This window comes from Chitinophaga sp. MM2321, from assembly GCF_964033635.1.
GTDB lineage: Bacteria > Bacteroidota > Bacteroidia > Chitinophagales > Chitinophagaceae > Chitinophaga.
In genome coordinates this window covers 2,737,440-2,754,938 of record NZ_OZ035533.1, presented here as the reverse complement: position 1 = coordinate 2,754,938, position 17,499 = coordinate 2,737,440, and the positions used below count along the sequence as shown (strand labels likewise).

Sequence of the window (17,499 nt, the reverse complement as noted above, 5' to 3'; positions counted from 1 at the left end):
ATGATTCAATCAACAGATGTCTGCCGTTTTCCTGTTATCTCAACAGGAAAACGGTATCCAGAAAATACTTTCAGCTCTTGTAATAACAAAAAAGAGATTATGAATAAGGGAATTAATAAGATCATCCTTTTGTTACTGTTCATGTTAACCCATACACTCGTATATGGTCAGCAGGATGCACAATTCAGCCAGTATATGTTCAATGGCTTATATATCAATCCTGCTTATGCCGGTTACAGGGAACAGTGGAATGTAAACATGTTCTATCGTAACCAGTGGACGGGATTTCCGGGTGCCCCGAAAACCTTTTCAGTGGCGGCTGATGGAGTAGCCAATAATAACCGGATAGGATTGGGGTTACAGTTAATGAATGATCAGTTAGGCGCACAAAATAATACCTCCCTGTATGGCAGTTATGCCTACCGGATACCAATGGACAGGAGCGGGGATAAAACCCTGGCCCTGGGCATCAGCGGAGGCTTTGTGCAACAACGGCTCAACATCTCCGCATTAACCGGAAGCGAAAATGACCCGTTACTGATGAATGCAAAGAGAACCGCTTTCATGCCGGATGCAAGGGCAGGGATATTCTATAATAGTGAAAGGATTTACTCCGGATTATCTGTAGATAACCTGATGACGAATGTCTTTCAGAAATCTGATGGACTAAAAACATATGCACTCTTAAAACCGCATGTCTATTTCACCGTAGGTGGATTAGTACCATTGACTGATGCCGTGTTATTAAAACCCTCTATCCTGATAAAGGAAGATTTTGCCGGGCCAACAAGTCTTGACCTGAATGCCTTCTTCCTGCTGGATAAGAAGCTCTGGATCGGAGGCTCTTACCGTACCGCTGTGTTAAACAAAAGATATATAGAGAACTCCATAACGAAATCTGCTGCTATTGTGGGAATGGTTGAATATTTCATCAATGAGAAGCTGCGTATCGGATATGCCTATGACCACACCATAAATGGAACAGGGGCTACCAATTTTACGACGCATGAGGTTTCCCTGAATTATATTTTCGTGACACCAAGGGCCAGGATGCTCTCTCCACGATATTTTTAATACAAACAATCATGCAATAGCCTTATCTCTTATACAATCCAGAATCAGTATAATCATGAAGGATAAAAAGAAATACAATATCCCCGCACTGTTAAGCATATTGATGGCAATGGCTTTTTGCTTACCGGTACATGGACAATATATATTGAAACAAGCCAATGACCAGGTGGTATTATACAATTATACAAAAGCGATCCCTTTGTATAGCAAGGCATATAAGAAAAAAGCTACAATAGCAGCTGCGCGCGGCATGGCGACGAGCTACCGCCTGCTGAATGACTATGTTTTTGCAGAATCCTGGTATGCCAAAGTGATTGCCATGCCAGCTCATACTGCTAAAGATGAATTATATTATGCCAGGGTATTGATGAACAACAGCAAATATGCAGAAGCCGGTGCAGTACTCGATCAATACCTCGGTAAAACACCCGCTGATAAAAGTGCGCTGCATATGCGGCAGGGTTGCGATAGTGCCGTGAAATGGATGGCTGCTCCCGCCAAAGGCAACCTGGTAAATGTACAGGCGCTGAACAGTCAATGGTCGGATTGGAGTACTACATTCGCTAACGGAAAAATCATCTTCGCCTCCGATCGTCCTTATGACTCCCTCCGGAACAGACCTTTCTTCAGTACCAGCAATATCAAAACTACTGCTTACGGCTGGACCGGTAACAGCTATTGGCACCTGTACGAAAGTGATGGGAATGACAGTAGCAGCACCCGGCTCATGGCACGCAATATTAACGGTGACTACCATAGTGCTACAGCAAGCTATACTGCCGATGCGAAAAAGATGTACTATGCAGTAACAAATCTCGTAAAAAAGAAGAGTAGCTTTTTAGGCAAAGAAGGTATTTATACGCTCAACGTAGAGATCCTGGAACGCAGCAGGGACAGCATCCATAGTAATTGGAAACAGTCGGCTGTATTTCCGTACAATGAAATATTTAATTATTCTGTGGGAGATCCCTGGATAAGTCCCGATGGCCGGACCCTCTATTTTGTTGCCAACTATGGCGATAAAGGAATGGGCGGTACTGATATTTATTATTGCCACCGCAATGACAACGGGGAATGGGAAACACCGGTAAATATGGGAGAGGAGATAAATACCGCTGGAGATGAACGTACGCCTGTTTTTGACACCACCGGTACTTTTTATTTCGCCAGTAACGGCAGGTCCGGTATGGGCGGACTGGATATTTATAAAGCTAAAAAGAACAGTGATCATTGGATAGTGGAAAATATGGGTAGCCCGGTAAACAGTCCGCAGGATGACTTTGCCCCGGCTTTTGCTGATCATAGTACTCTTTACTTTTCTTCCAACAGACTGGCCGGACATGGCAGCGATGATATCTACCGCTTTGATGCGGCAAAAGTATTGCTGTTTACTTTAACCGGCAGGGTACTGGACCAAAAAACAAACTTACCGCTTATCAATGCAGTAGTGAGCCTCGATAATATAAACACCGGTACCCCATTAAAAGCCATCACCGATGCAATGGGTAATTACCGCTTTACATTGGATAGTATAACGGATTATGAACTGAGTGGTGTAAAGACCGATTACAGCACAGTTACGGGCATCGCTCTCACTACAAGGGGCCTCACCAGTTCGAAGGAATTGCGCCAGGATATTTACCTGGAAAAAGTAGAGTTGAACAAGGCGGTGAAGATAGAAAATATCTACTTCGACCTGGATAAATCGAATATCCGTCCTGATGCAGCGATTGAGCTGAATAAGCTGGTGAAGATACTGAACGACAACCCGACCTGGCAGGTGGAAATGTCTTCTCATACAGACTCCCGTGCCAACGATAACTATAACCAGAAATTGTCGCAACGGCGTGCAGAATCCACGGTGGCTTACCTGATTGCTAACGGTATAAACAAGGATCGTTTAACAGCAAAAGGTTATGGCGAAACCCGGTTGGCGAACCGTTGCAGTAATGGTGTTCCTTGTACAGTAGATGAGCATCAGGCCAACCGCAGAACAGAATTTACCATATTGGATAAATAAACAGGGATGATATAAAGAGCTGTTTAAAAGCAGCCCGCAGCTTAATACTGTGGGCTGCTTTTTTTATTCGTGTTTTTCCTTTTAAATTACAATGCTGATGCAATACCTGAAAAGCAAGCGTCTTTATTATAAAAGGTAAAGCAACAACGCTATAACCGCCGCGAAAAAGGTGTTCAGGAAATTTACAACATCGTTATTGATATAATGTTTTCGTTCCAGGGAGGCGCCCAGTACTGAATCGGCCAGGTTACCGATAACGCCCGCCAGCAGGATAATAACGAACCGTTTATCAAACCCGGTGGAAAGGGAATAGGCTGCTGCTATGATGAAAGCGCCTGCCGCGCCAATGAGTGTACCCTCAATGCTGACAACACCATCCAACCCTTTGGGTTCTTTTTTAAAACTCAGGATATTATAAAAGTTCCGGCCATACACCATTCCCAGTTCAGATGACAACGTATCAGCAGTTGCCGAAGCAAGACTGGCAGCCATCATCATGCCGTATAACGTGGCGTGTGCAGGATCAATGATCATCGGTATTGCGAGCAGTGCTGCCATACCACCATTGGCGAATACCTGTCCTGCTTTCCTCGTTTCAGGATGTACACTGTCAGGGTGGATCTTTGCTTTCAGGTCTTTCCGGTGGGAGGTAGCCAGTGTGCCGAGTATAAAGAATACGCCCAGTAACCCTAACCCGGTATATCCGGCTCCCGCATATACCAGTAGTCCGGTCAGCCCCGCGGCCAGGGAAGCCGGGATAGATAGTTTTCCTGTTTTAATACATATCACCATCACAATGATGAGCAATACCAGGACCAGAGCGATGTGGGATAGTGATGAGAATGCCATATGAACCGGCAAAAATAGACATTTTTTCTTTCTGAGACGGATATTGGAAAAGCTTCAACAACGCAAGGCAAAAAAAAACACCATTCATGATTTGGGTATCATGAATGGTGATGAAAGGATCACTAAAGTTGGAATAGGGCATGAATTATTCAGCAGGATAATATTTTGCTAACCAGGTCACCAGTTTTGAAAATACATCCATGGAAGCTGCAAGGCCTACGCCATGCTTTTCACCAGGATACAATTCAAATTGTGTGGGTATCCCCAGTGATGTTAATTTGGCGTAAAGCTTCTCTGACTGGCTTACATGTACCAGTGGATCTTCACTGCCATGAAACAAAATGGTAGGTACACCGGTTTCTTTGGTGAGCCGGTAGAAGGGACTTGCATCATGAGCAATTTTAGACGCCGGATCAGCCACGCCTAACAGGCGTGTTACTTTTTCATCGGCATCTTTATTTTCCAGTCTTACTTTTTTATCTGTAAAATCGGTAGGCCCCCATAGATCCATGACAGTTTTTATCTGGCGCATACTATCATTTGCATAGGCATATTGCAAGGCCAGGTAAGCGCCTGCACTGCCGCCCATTAAAGCAAACTGGCTGCCATCGAATTTCATTTTCCTGGCTTTGGAAGAAATAAATGCCAATGCCTGGCGGATATCATCGATCTGTGCCGGGAAAATGTTTTTGTTATTATCCCGGATCAGCCGGTAGTTTATGGATACTACGCCGTAATGCTGCCTGCCTACCAGTTCATCAATCAACTGTTGGGGGAACTCTTTTTTATCACCGCCAGTCCAACCGCCGCCATGAATGTATACGATTATTTTCGTCTGCGGATTGTGGTCTTCAGGCATATAGGCATCCAGTGTATTATCTTCACCTGCATCACCATAGGGTACATTGCGTACTTTAATGTAGGACGGCTTTGCGGGCAAAACGGCAACAGCTGTTGAAGTGGTTGTGATACCATCCCGGAGGTTGTTGCTCTTCAGATAACTCACCAATGCCGTCGGGTGGTCAGTCTGCACACCCTGTACACCTTTCTTCATCGCAGCAACCCATTCGGTGGGGCCTTCTGTCTGCGATTGTACATCCAGCCATATTGCTACGTTGTGTTGCCTGGCCACTGCCAGCATAGCGGTGTCTTTGATGTTATCCAGCACTTCCATACGCACATTTTCCAGGAAATATTTAAACTGGTCAGGGGTATTAATCTCATCAGGCAGACTGGACATTAATGGCATTGCCGGGGCGGCTTTTCTCCAGGCTTTATACTGTTCTTTTTTATTTAAATAAACCACTACCTGCTTTTCCATCCCAGCCGCTTTTAGTTGCCGCAAGGTTTCTGGTACATCCGCATCTTTAAAGTCAAGATAAATATTCAGCCTGCCTTTACACGCCTGCAGGGCTTCTTCAAAGGAGGGCACACGATAGTCTTTCCCATCTGTACTTTTTACCTTTAATGCTTTGATTTCGGCAAATGTTAAATCTGCCACATTGCCTTTGCCATTGGTCATCTTGTCTACGGTAGCATTGTGCATCAGCACCAGCTTCCCATCTTTCGTGGTGCGCAGATCCAGCTCTGCATAATCCGCGCCACATCGTATGGTTTCTTCAATAGCGGCTACCGTATTTTCAGGAACCGTTTCATGATTACCGCGATGGGCTACCACCACAAATTTATTCTTGCTAACAGGTAGTGGAGACACTACCTGTTGAGCCATAGCCGTTATTATAAGGAAAAAGGCTCCTGAGAAAACTATAATTCTTTTCATGCTGACAATTTATAACATCCTGTCTTAAAGTATTTTTTTATCATCGGTAACAAATACACGTGTACTTACTGTATAGGTACCACCGGTAGGATTCTCGTATTTAAGATCAACATAAAAAGCGCGGTAACCATTTTGTGGCAGGGGAGTGGTTACTTTTATCTTCGACTGATGCGCTTTTCCTAAGCTCTGCGATGCCCATTTATCATTACGGAAATCGAGGTCTTTGGAATCTGCTGACCATAGTATCACGTCTACCAGGCTGTTGGCTGTAGCTTTTGCGGTAAGGTTTACTTTTCCTTTACGTGTTTTGGTCGTCCAGCTACAGTCGGGGTAAGTTTGCTTACTCATGGTAATACCAAAGAAAGCACTTAACCCTTCAAAGGCCTGATGCTTGTCGCCCAGGCTATGTCCGGCATTGGGTACATAGTTTATTAAATTTTTACCCGGTATGCTGTCTATATAATTTTTGATATTATCCACTACCCAGTATTCATCATTGGTACCCATGAAGATCATTTTGGGCATGGACAAACTTTTCCTGTAAGAGTAAGGATCAATCATGGTGTTGATGGCCATACCACTTTCTGTATGGGCTGCCTGTGGAATACCCAGTTTTACATAATCTTCAATCTGAATACTGTATTCTTTCCAGGTTTTAATCTGGTAGTCCAGGCTTACCGGCATATTTAATACGTCAATCACCATTGGTGCGATAGCAACCACCCTGTCATCGTTGGCGCCGGTGAGCCAGGTAGTCCAGCCACGTTTTGAAGCGCCGGATACAACAAACCGGTTTATGTTGCGGGGCAATTTTGCTTTGGCGAAGTCCTGTATGGCATCCATAGCGCGAACGGCGCTTTTAACCATGGGGAACAGTAAAGGCCAGGTAAAATCACCATCTTTTTTAAAGTTATGGAGGGTGAAGGATATCAATGCATCTTCCGTTAATTTATTAAAGAGCGGTTGATTAGGTGTTTGTCTTAATACCGCTGTAACCGAGTTATTGGTAGCTGCAACAGCGCCTACCTGTTGATACAGTTCATCCGTGGGGCCGTTCCAGTTAGGTAGTCCGTCCTTTACAGAACCGCCGGTAATGAACAGTAAGGCGCCATCGTATTTAATGTCGGCCGGAACAAAAATGGTTAACTGATGTTTCCATGTAAACTCCCGCCATTGCTGGGAAGTGAGCAATATATTGTAGGCTTTTACATTATTAGCCAGGTTAAAGGAGTCTTTCAATTCCCACTTAAACGAATGGTCTCCATTATTCAGATAACTTTTCAGCGCGTTGGCCGGTGTTACCGTTTGTTGGGCAAAGGCTGTAATGAAAAAAAGGAGGTTAACAAAAAGAGCTGTCGTGATGTTCAGGAGTAGTTTCTTCATATGTTATTTATAATTTGATAAAAGTAGATCATTGCAGTGAAAATTACCAGGGCTTACCGGTGCCTTGTATCACCCAGGGTTTTGACCACGGGCTGTTTTTTGCACCATTGGCGCCATAGGAAGAATAGGTGGTTACTTCCAGCCGGTCCATTGCTTCGGTAATATTCACTTTATTGAGGTTACGCTCGTCCAGCATGTAGTAGTAGCGTAACGGCATTACCGGCCCCTTTGCATAAGGGCCTGCGTGTAGGTCGGGCAATCCTGTTCGTTTGTAATCGAACCAGGCTTCCGTTGCGGCTGTCCAGCTGGCGATCCATTTCTGGGTGATGATTTGCTTTTGCGTATGATCGAATTTTACCCCTGGTTGCATGATGTATGTGCCATAACTGGCGGCAATTCCCCAGGTAGTGAGAGATGCCTGTATGGCTGCATTATAATGCGTTTCTGCATCGCCTGCAGCCCATCCCTTGATGGCGGAAGCTTCGGCCAGGATAAAGTGTACTTCGGCGGCAGAGATCAACCTGGCCTTTAATAATGGGCCTTTTGCCTGCTGGTAAATATTATTGAGCCAGGAAACATGCGGGTTTCTGGCTCCCTGATTGGCATCCGGACTTAAATTATATACAGCAGGTCCGGCAATGCCCGGTGGAATACCTACATAATCCTCGTTCTGGTCAATGTCATTTATCGTGAGTCCTTTGCCGGTCAGTACATCCGGAGATATATATCTTACTTTTCTGGGTTCGCCGTTTACAATCGTATCTACTGCTTTATAGTTGATACCGGTACCTGCGGGCTTTGTATCATCTACCAGTAAAAAGGTCTCTACTTTATTCGCCCAAACCGCGATTCTTGGGTCGTGCAGCGCCAACATGGAAGTAACTAGCGTGTTACACATTTTTAATCTCCGGTAGTTGCTGCCGTCCGGGTCATATGTGACGTTGGCTGGCCAGGAGTCGGCATTGCTGTTGCCGGGGAAAGACATGGTGGCGTCTTCAGCAGCAGCTGTAATGATGGGATATTGTGCAGGATCAGCTACTATTTTTTCAATGCCTGCTTTGGCAACAGCGGGCAGCTTTTCCGAAAGACGCATATAATACCGCAAAGCCAGCGAATTCGCCATCTTGCGCCATTTAGCAGGATCACCCTGGTAATAAACATCTGCGCCATCGATCGGCTCGGGGTAATCAGCTTTAGGTTTTGAAAGTAAAGTATTGGCCGTTTCAAGATCTGCTAATATACCGGTATATATTTTTTCCTGCGGATCATAAGCAGGCAATGAATTTTCGGTACCGCCTTCCTGGCCTTTCAATGCATTGGTATAAGGAGCATCTCCCCACAGATCAGTGATCAATCCAAACACCATCGATTTCATGACCAGCGAAACGCCTTGCTGCAATTCGTTATTAAGAGTAGTGGCCCGGTCGTATACCAGTTGATTGTTTCGCAGGATGTCATAGTAAGGCGTCCAGCTATTGGAGCCCCCCCAATCATATTCATTGTGTTCGCTGGTCCAGCCATCCTTCTGGGTATGCTGCATCACACCGGCAATATTTTGGTAGCCCAGATCCAGCACCAGCATACCGGTATTTGTCAGTACGGTGGATAAAACAAGATTTGGATTAATAGTTTCAGGGTTGGAGCCATTGGGGTTCTCATTCATTTTGATCAAATCCTTTTTACAGGAAGAAACCGAAAGACCGATCAACCCAAGGCATAGTATAATTGATTTACTAATTGTTTTCATATTTCAAAAATTAAATGAGCTCTTAAAAAGTTACATTTAGTTTAGCGCCCATTGGAATGGCCCATGGTGTTACGTTGTATCTTTCAATTCCCTGCATAAACTGCATGCCGGAACCTTGTACACTGGTAGATGGCTGATAGGCATTTTCCGGATCGATACCGATTTTTGCAGCTGTCCACAGGATGATATTCCTGCTGTATACAGAGAAACTGGCATTCTGTAGTTTCAAGGAGGAGATCATTCTTTGCGGTAATCCGTAAGTCAACGATACTTCTCTCAGCTTCAGGTAAGAAGCGGGGAACAGAAAGGCTCTTGTAAACGACCATGTCGTACCAAGTGCATATGGCATCGTTAGTGTACCCGGATTACCCAGGTTTTCGTTATAGCCGGTTGGGTTACCATCTGCATCATATCCTTTAGCGGTAACCCCGGGAATAAATACGCCGCCATAAGGCAACACATACGGTCCATAGGCAAAGGGATAACCGTTATATTCAGGTGTAGGGCCACCTACCAACGGAAAGTTACTGCCACTTGGTATGATGAGTTCATTCTGATGGCTTACTAAATAATCCCTGAGTTCCTGTCCGCTCATGTTACCGGGGTTGATCAGTTTATCCAGGAAAAGCTGGGAGCTTCCTTTTTCTTCTCCGTAGCGGTAAGTCTGGGATACAAAATCTCCTCCGTTTCTCCAGTCGAACGTCATGCTCAACGTAATGTTTTTATAGGAAATAGCCATTTGTGCTCCCATAATAAACTTGGGGTTGAAGTTCCCGATCTTATTCCGGGTGTTTTGCACGTCGATCTCTTGCCACTTGCCGGTATTGTCCAGCAGCGGATAACCGAAATAAGGCGATTTCGGATCGGTCACCGTTACCACCTGGGCGTCATAAATATCACCAATATCTTCTCCTACGTATGTGAAGGCACCACCTCTGGCTTCTTCCCAAAGGATGTAGTAAGGTAAATCATCCGGGAGGGAAATGATCTTCGTTCTGTTACGGGTAAAGTTCGCATTGATATCCCATCTCCAGTTCTTCGTTTCTACCGGTGTACCGCCGAGTGATAATTCAATGCCCCTGCTTCTCAATAAACCGGCATTAATATTCCTGGAGGAATAGCCGGAAGAAGGAGGCATTTTGGGACTGAAGATCTGGTTTTTATTCTCTACCACATAGTAGGTAGCTGCGAGCCGCAAACGGTTTCTGAACAGGTTTACATCCAGACCGCCTTCATAAGAGGTGGCTATTTCCGGTTTTAAAAATGGATTCAGTAATGTGCCGGAAGTAGCCAGGCGGGGTACGTTACCCCAGGCGCCGGGATTCCACAGGGTAGATACCAGCTGGTAAGGACTGGCATCGTTACCTACCTGTGCTGCACCACCTCTTAGTTTGATCATGTTGATATTCTCAGACGTGATCCCTGCCATTTCGTTCAGTAGCAGGCTTATTGACGTAGCGGGATAGAAATAAGACGCTGCATCCGGTAAGGTACTTGACCAGTCGTTACGACCGGTAATATCGAGATATACCATGCCGTTATAGCCGATGTTCAACATACTGTAGATGCTGTTAACGCCCTTTTCATACATGAAGCTATTGTAGTTCAGATTTTCCGGGGAAATGTTTTGCAGCGTATATACGCCGGGGGTAGTAAGACCCGTACCATCTTTTGTAGAAGTGGTAATATTTTTACCGGTCTGATACCGTTTGTTTCCACCGGCGGAAAGCGTGAAATCAAATTTGCCGATATCTTTCTTGTAAGTAGCCAATACATCAATATTACGTTCGTAGCTATTGAGATTAATGATACCGTAAGCGCCACCGGGATTTGTCAGGTAGCTGTTGGCAATCCGTGTTTCCCTTTTTTCACCATAGGTGTCTAATGCATACCTGGCCATTACACTGAGTGATGGGAGGATCTGCCAGTCGGCCCTGATATTACCAAAAACGCGGTCTCTCACATAAGCGTTCTTTACTTCATAAGCCAGGAAATACGGGTTGTTAAATGCCCCGTTGTATTGGGTACGTTGTTGTAAACCTTCCTGCCCCGGCATCCAGTAATCTTCCAGGTCGCGCACATCAATATGAGGAGAGATGCTATACACTGCCTGTAAGGGGTTGGCGCCCCGGTCACCCGCCGGACGGTTATTGGAATTGTTGCGGCTGAAATCAATATTGGAACTCAGGGTTACTTTTGAATTCAACTTTAGACTGGTATTCAGGTTAAGTGAATTTTTAAACAGGTCTGTATTGGGAATAATGCCTTTGTTGGTCATATTCGCGTAAGACATGCGGTAAGCGATCTTATCGTTGTTATTCGCAACAGACACACTGGTGGTGGTGGTCATGCCGGTATTGACAAAATTTTTGGCATTGTCTTTATGCGATACCAATGGCATGGGAATACGTTTGCCATTTTCATCAAGTGGGCTGTTCCACTGTACTTCCTCATAGCCCATGTCCAGTTCCGCGCCAAAGTACGAATCCCCCTCTTCCTGGATGATGGAACCGAAAGGATTACTGAGCAGGTTCCCACTTCTGGAAACGGGAATCCCGGAAAACTGTCCGGAACCAAATTTGGTTTGCCATTTGAGAAATTTATAGGGGATATCAAAGACGGTATTCACAGAAGCGTCTACCGTTATTTTATTTACCTTTTTACCGGTTTTGGTGGTGATGAGTACCACGCCGTTGGCAGCACGGGAGCCGTACAACGCGGCGGCGCTGGGGCCTTTTAAGATAGTAACGCTTTCTATATTGTCCATGTTGATGTCGGAAATCGCATTGCCGTAATCCACCTTGTTGTCAGCACCGATCTGACTCACGTTATTCACGGTATTGGCCAGGGGAACACCATCTACTACAAACAGGGGTTGGTTATCGCTGCTAAGGGAGGTGGCGCCGCGTATCACCATACTAACAGAAGAACCGGTGCCGCCTGTGGAATTGATGGTTACACCTGCTACTTTACCCGCCATCGCATTCAGGAAATTTTCCTGGGTTACCTTGTTGAATTCCTTACTGCCCAATTCCTCCACTGAATAACCCAATGCTTTTTTCTCTCGCTTAATACCAAGAGCTGTAACTAAAACCTGGTCTAATTCTTCTACTTTTTTTTTCAGCGTAACAGATAATGACAGTTTGCTGGAATCCGTGATCGTGTAGCCTTTCAGGGTATCAGTAACATATCCCATTTGACTGAAGATAAAATGATAGGGACCACCGGTAGATAGCTTTGCGAATACAAAGATTCCTTTTTCGTTGGTCATAGTGTTAGCAACCAGATTGTTATTGGCGTTCTCCACTTTAACGACTACCCCATGGAGGACTTCGCCGTTTTCATTTTTAATAATTCCGATGGCAGCAGGATGAGTATTTTGCGCCAGCAGGCTGCCGATACATAACTGGCAGAGTAGGAGTAGCCAGATTGCTTTTCCTGGGTGAAACATTCCTGATTGTCTGATTTTTACACGCATAATTATTTCATTTTTGGGCAAAAGGAATCACAGGCAACCTTTATAGGGTGCTTTGGTTGATGTGTTGAAATTATTGTCGGGATTATTGCGTTACGTAAATAACATCATCTGTCTGCTTGATAATAAGATTGTTTAAGATGCCGATGGTAGACAGGAAATCAATTAAAGATTCCTTACTGCTATCGAATGTACCTGTAAAACTCATGTCTGTCAATATATCCGCCTGGCATTGAATCTTTACCTGGTATTTGTCGGCCATTAATCTGAATATGTTTGCCACAGGCTCATTGTTAAAACTGAATACTTCCTTCTCAGGTTTTACCGGTATTTGTTTATTGCTACGTTTATCTGTTTTATTTATCAGTGTTATGGCCACCGCCATTTTCACCTGGTCAAAATAAAGATCCTGACCGGGCAGCAGGTAAGTTTCTTTTACGCCTTTGCGTTCCAATGTACTGTCGGGCCTTACCACCACTTTACCGCTGAGCAACTGTACACGAACAACGCCTTTGTTCTCCCAGGCAGTTACTTTGAAAACGGTACCCAGTGCCGTGGTACCAAGATTTCCTGCGTACACGGTAAAAGGATTTTCTTCGTCATGCGCTACCTTAAACAGTGCCTGTCCTTTTAAATAGATATCCCTTTTGTTTTTGCCAAATGGTTCCTGGTATTTTATCTGACTCCTGGGGGCCAGCTCCACCACACTGCCATCGTTTAAGTGAAGCGGCATTGTTTTCCCGGTGCTATTCGTCTTATATTGGTATACTACTGGTATTACTACTGGCTGCACAACAGGGGCCACCACGGCTACCTGCTTAACAGGCTGTTGCTGTTGCGTTATCCATAAAAGACCGGCTATTGCCACCGGCAGTATCACTGCCGCTGCCAGTTTATAGTATCGGTATCTTACCTTCTTCTTTTGATAGGTACGGCTTTCAATCACCGCCAGCATTTTATCGGAGATGACCGTTGGTAATGACTGATCCGTATAAAAAGAATGCCAGCTCTCTTCTGTTAAATAAGGTTGTAAAGCCTCCGGGTGCCGCGTAAAATATGCTTTTACCAACTGCTTTTCATGTTCGTCGCATTCGCCCCGAAAAAACTTTTCAATTAATGTTGCTGCATGCTTCATATTTAAGTATTCGTTTGAAAACAGTAAATCCCTCACTGCATAACAATTAGTTAATGAGATAAAGAAGAAAAAAGATCAGATAAAAAACTGGATGACTAAAAAGAGGAGTAGCAACATGGAGTCCTTTAGTTGCCGGATAGCCCGTACTATATGGTTTTCCACGGTTTTGGGGGAGATAGATAATTGTCTGGCAATTTCTTTGTGTGGGAGTCCTTCGAAACGGCTTAGTTTAAATACATTCTTCCTCACAGGCGACAATTGTTCAATATTGTTGTATACCCGTTTCAGATCTTCCTTTACCGTAATATCCGTTTCTACATGCCAATCTGATGTGTCCTGCACCAGTGACTGCATATGCCTGTTTCTTACCTGTTGTTTGCGGAGCAGGTCAGTCATCACACTCTTGGCTATACGAAAGAGTTGTGCAGATATATTATAATCTGCAGACAATTTCTCTCTTCTTTCCCAAAGGACAATGAAGGCCAGCTGTACGGTTTCTTCCGACAGATAGACAGAGTGTGTGCATTTCAAAACGTAGAAATAAAGTTTCGTATGGTATTGTTGATATACCATTTTAAAACTTTCGATATTCCCATTTTTTATATCCTGTACGATACTTTCCATAAATGATCGCAAATATCTAATGGACCTAAACAAGATACAAGGAATTGCCGATTATATTATTGTTATTTTAAAACACTGCTACGCTACATGGCAGTGCCCCCAAAGTGATAATATCGGTATAAACTATTGCTTCTGAAGTTGTAAGATTAAAGGTATCGTTGCCACCCCGGGAACGGTAACCGTAATAGAAAGACTCATGTCCGTTGCGTTTACAGTCTCAATCCAGTGAGGATCGTTTTCTCCCGCAGCAGAGGTAAGCAGGAATACAGCATCGTGTACATCCAGTTTCCAGGTACCGGTATTACCGGCAGTAGGGAGGATCAGATCAGTGCAGCCATCAATGGCAAATGAGCCGTCTGTGTTAAACTTGTAGATGTTGGTCTGGGTGCAGAGAAATAACTCGCCTGCAGGGCCTAATAACGGCGCCAGCGCGATAATACTTGTACCGGCAGGGATCTCCTGTGGGCCCAGCTTCACAGGTACCGCAAATACAATATCCGCTTGTTTCCAGTCGCCGGTAACCAACTCATACTTCTCTGATTTTTCCGGCGTCGTCGCATCCTTCTTTTTGCATGCACCGGCAAACAAATTGACCGCAACCAATAATATCAGCAATTTACCAGGGATAAATGTTCGCATAACTTTTTAATATTGAGTAATTATAAAAAGAAGGGAATGGGATTAATGTGGCATCTTCCTCTTATGTATTCGTTTTGAAATGATAAATCCCTCACTGCGTAACAATTAGTTAATAAATTGACTGGGTTTAACGATCAGTGGCTCATGAATAAGAAGTTAACCCCCACCTGTGCTGCCGTGCCGGCAAACCTGTTTCTGGCGGAAAAATTTTGCGTTATCCTCCCCATGATGCCTATTTTCCCCGGCTTGAGCCAGTAAGATCCAAAACCGCCTATACCCCATATCCGGTCGGACAAAAGACTTCCTTCGCCGGTATCATCACTTATCTGCCGGGTAAAATGTCCGAATAAACCGGCTTCATGGCCTTTGCTACTGAACACATAGGAGCTGCCGAAATCTATGGTCAGGTGTGTACCTTCTTTAAAATCACTTTCTTTCTGTGTATGGTTTAGTTCAAGTGTACCGGCAACGCTTATACTGAGTTTGGATATTGGTTTTACCCGGCTCGCCACCCTGATGTTGTGGGAAAAGTATCCAAGCCCGCCATTATCAAGATCATGCAGTTTATATTTTCCGGTCGGGGCCCAAACACCATAATTCAGTGCATAGCTCCATTTGCCTTTTGTCCAGGAGAGCCACACCGGTTGAATATAAAGGTCGCCAAAGCCCAGACTCTTATTCGTAAAAGTATAGGTGCCGGAGCCGGTCTGGCCGGTATAATAATCCAGCGCAATATTGGCGGTGGGGCTGTTTAGGGTTGGTATAACCATCATTCCCCAGTCGGCTCCCAGGATCTTGCCCTTTCCGCCATAAATGGCCATCAGTATGAAAGAGTTGGTTTTTACGTTTTGTTTGATGTGTACAGAAGTAGGGTCGCTTGGCGTAGGCGTAATTAATTGATCTGATCTGTTACCGGCATCATTGTAGTAATTCATATTGGCATACCCGTAATAAACCGGAATGATCCATCCTGCATGTGGGGCAAAGTAATCGCCGGGGTTAAAAGAAGATCCCGTATAATGGCCCTGAGCGAAGGAAGTAATATGTAACAGTGGCAGAAACAGGAGCAGTATGATTTTTCTCATATATGCATTATTTAATAATACAGATAGTTGACGGGCAAACATGAATAGGAAACAAGCAGTGGAATTAAAATGTTTAAATAAAAACTGCCAGGATTTCCCTTGCGAAAGATTTTATGCGGGAAAACTAAACGCCCGTTAAGTTTGTTAAATCCGTGGAAGCAGTTATTTCTATATTGATATTTTTTTCTATGTAACCCAAACTGTTCAGCATGAAAAAATACAATCCGTCTCATCTGACACTCATCCTCTTTTTTATATTATGCAGTTCAATGGTTATGGCGCAGAAAAATGAAAAGTTTTTAGATGCAGCAGCAAGCGACCCGGTGAAGATGGGCTGGATGGTGGGCGCACCGCCAGCTGCCAACCGTATGCTCCATTTTGAAGACGGTAGCTTCTTTCAATTTCCCGGGTTAAGATGGAGTGTAGCACATATGCGTCAGTTTATGCCCACTACCAATGTATCACGCGGATTAGGCGCCTCCACTGCGTTAGAAAAGAATCTTATTCCTGCTATCGACCAGGTTACTTTTATACCCATAGGATTGAATGTTCCCATGACCTGGGAAGCATCTTTACAGAAAGTGTATGCAGATGGCGTAATTATCATGCATCATGGCAAAATTGTTTATGAGAAATATTTTGGTGCGTTGACTGAAGACGGGCAACATGCAGCGATGTCTGTCACAAAATCACTGACAGGTACCCTTGGTATAATATTGGCAACAGAAGGCTTGATAGATACAACTAAACTCGTATCCGAATATATTCCGGAATTAAAAGCATCTGCATTTGGCGATGCTACCGTGCGGCAGGTAATGGATATGACCACCGCCTTAAAGTTTAGTGAAGATTATGCTGACCCCAATGCAGAGATATGGAAATTTTCTGCCGCAGGAAATCCGTTACCCAAACCTAAAGATTATAAGGGTCCTAAGAGTTATTATGAATACCTGCCTACCGTTAAAAAGAAGGGTACGCATGGAACGGCATTTGGTTACAAAACAGTGAACTCAGATGTTTTAGGATGGATCATCGCGCGTGTTACCGGGAAAACAATTGCAGAAGTTTTATCAGAGAAGATCTGGTGCAAACTTGGCATGGAGCAGGATGCATATTACTCTGTTGATGCTGACGGAACACCCTTTGCCGGTGGAGGTTTCAATATGGGGTTGCGGGATATGGCCAGGTTCGGGCAATTGATATTGAACAATGGATTGGTAAACGGACAGCAGATCATTCCTGCAGCAGCCATTGATGATATAAAAAAAGGCGGCAGTAAGGAAGCCTTTGCAAAAGCCGGTTATACTTTACTGAAAGGATGGAGTTACCGGAATATGTGGTGGATGACAAATAACGAAGATGGCGCATTCTGCGCCCGTGGTGTGCATGGCCAGGTAATATATATTGATCCCAAAGCCGATATGGTCATCGTACGTTTTGCCTCGAATCCGCTTGCCAGCAACGCCGTTAACGATCCTTATTCATTACCGGCTTATCATGCAGTTGCAAAGTTCCTGTTGCAAAAGAAATAGGGCAGGTACCTGATATTATTATAGATGTACCATTGCTATAACCAGCCAATCCTCTCAGGATAGCTATGGAGGGCTATTGCCCTCATAATCCCGGTTCAAATACTATTAGTAAAAGGGTAGAAAGAGCAACTTTTTCTGATGAAGCCGCCCTAACTT

Annotated in this window: 12 protein-coding genes; 3 read left to right on the top strand and 9 right to left on the bottom strand. The window is 44.4% G+C overall.

Translation table 11 applies throughout. The features are described 5' to 3' along the window. Window positions 1-99 precede the first annotated feature (99 nt). On the top strand, window positions 100-1,074 hold the full coding sequence (locus ABQ275_RS10810) for a type IX secretion system membrane protein PorP/SprF (RefSeq protein WP_349318314.1): 975 nt from the start codon (window positions 100-102) through the stop codon (window positions 1,072-1,074). 55 nt (window positions 1,075-1,129) lie between these two features. Continuing rightward, window positions 1,130-3,094 (top strand): OmpA family protein, encoded by a 1,965-nt coding sequence (locus tag ABQ275_RS10805; protein ID WP_349318313.1) that lies wholly within the window; start codon window positions 1,130-1,132, stop codon window positions 3,092-3,094. A 126-nt stretch (window positions 3,095-3,220) separates the two neighbouring features. On the opposite strand, the gene ABQ275_RS10800 is transcribed toward ABQ275_RS10805, so the two are convergent. The 9 genes from ABQ275_RS10800 to ABQ275_RS10760 form a co-directional block, all read right to left on the bottom strand. Next, complete coding sequence (locus ABQ275_RS10800) at window positions 3,221-3,943, bottom strand: DUF92 domain-containing protein (protein WP_349318312.1); 723 nt, start codon at window positions 3,941-3,943, stop codon at window positions 3,221-3,223. Window positions 3,944-4,088: 145 nt separating this feature from the next. Then, complete coding sequence (locus ABQ275_RS10795; protein WP_349318311.1) at window positions 4,089-5,723, bottom strand: glycerophosphodiester phosphodiesterase family protein; 1,635 nt, start codon at window positions 5,721-5,723, stop codon at window positions 4,089-4,091. 24 nt (window positions 5,724-5,747) lie between these two features. Then, window positions 5,748-7,106, bottom strand: coding sequence for a PhoPQ-activated protein PqaA family protein (locus ABQ275_RS10790; RefSeq protein ID WP_349318310.1), 1,359 nt, complete (start codon window positions 7,104-7,106; stop codon window positions 5,748-5,750). 43 nt (window positions 7,107-7,149) lie between these two features. Next, window positions 7,150-8,853 (bottom strand): SusD/RagB family nutrient-binding outer membrane lipoprotein, encoded by a 1,704-nt coding sequence (locus ABQ275_RS10785; protein ID WP_349318309.1) that lies wholly within the window; start codon window positions 8,851-8,853, stop codon window positions 7,150-7,152. Window positions 8,854-8,875: 22 nt separating this feature from the next. Next, entirely contained in the window at window positions 8,876-12,331 is a 3,456-nt protein-coding gene (locus tag ABQ275_RS10780; RefSeq protein WP_349318308.1) for a SusC/RagA family TonB-linked outer membrane protein, read from the bottom strand. 82 nt (window positions 12,332-12,413) lie between these two features. Next, window positions 12,414-13,463: a FecR domain-containing protein gene (locus ABQ275_RS10775; RefSeq protein WP_349318307.1), complete on the bottom strand. Its 1,050-nt coding sequence runs from the start codon at window positions 13,461-13,463 to the stop codon at window positions 12,414-12,416. 75 nt (window positions 13,464-13,538) lie between these two features. Next, a complete protein-coding gene (locus tag ABQ275_RS10770) occupies window positions 13,539-14,087 on the bottom strand; it encodes a sigma-70 family RNA polymerase sigma factor (protein WP_349318306.1) in 549 nt (182 codons plus the stop codon). 123 nt (window positions 14,088-14,210) lie between these two features. Beyond that, window positions 14,211-14,726: a hypothetical protein gene (locus ABQ275_RS10765; RefSeq protein ID WP_349318305.1), complete on the bottom strand. Its 516-nt coding sequence runs from the start codon at window positions 14,724-14,726 to the stop codon at window positions 14,211-14,213. A gap of 134 nt (window positions 14,727-14,860) precedes the next feature. Continuing rightward, a complete protein-coding gene (locus ABQ275_RS10760; RefSeq protein ID WP_349318304.1) occupies window positions 14,861-15,811 on the bottom strand; it encodes a transporter in 951 nt (316 codons plus the stop codon). Window positions 15,812-16,020: 209 nt separating this feature from the next. On the opposite strand from ABQ275_RS10760, the gene ABQ275_RS10755 reads away from it, so the two are divergent. Next, a complete protein-coding gene (locus tag ABQ275_RS10755) occupies window positions 16,021-17,343 on the top strand; it encodes a serine hydrolase (RefSeq protein WP_349318303.1) in 1,323 nt (440 codons plus the stop codon). The last annotated feature ends 156 nt before the right edge of the window (window positions 17,344-17,499 follow it).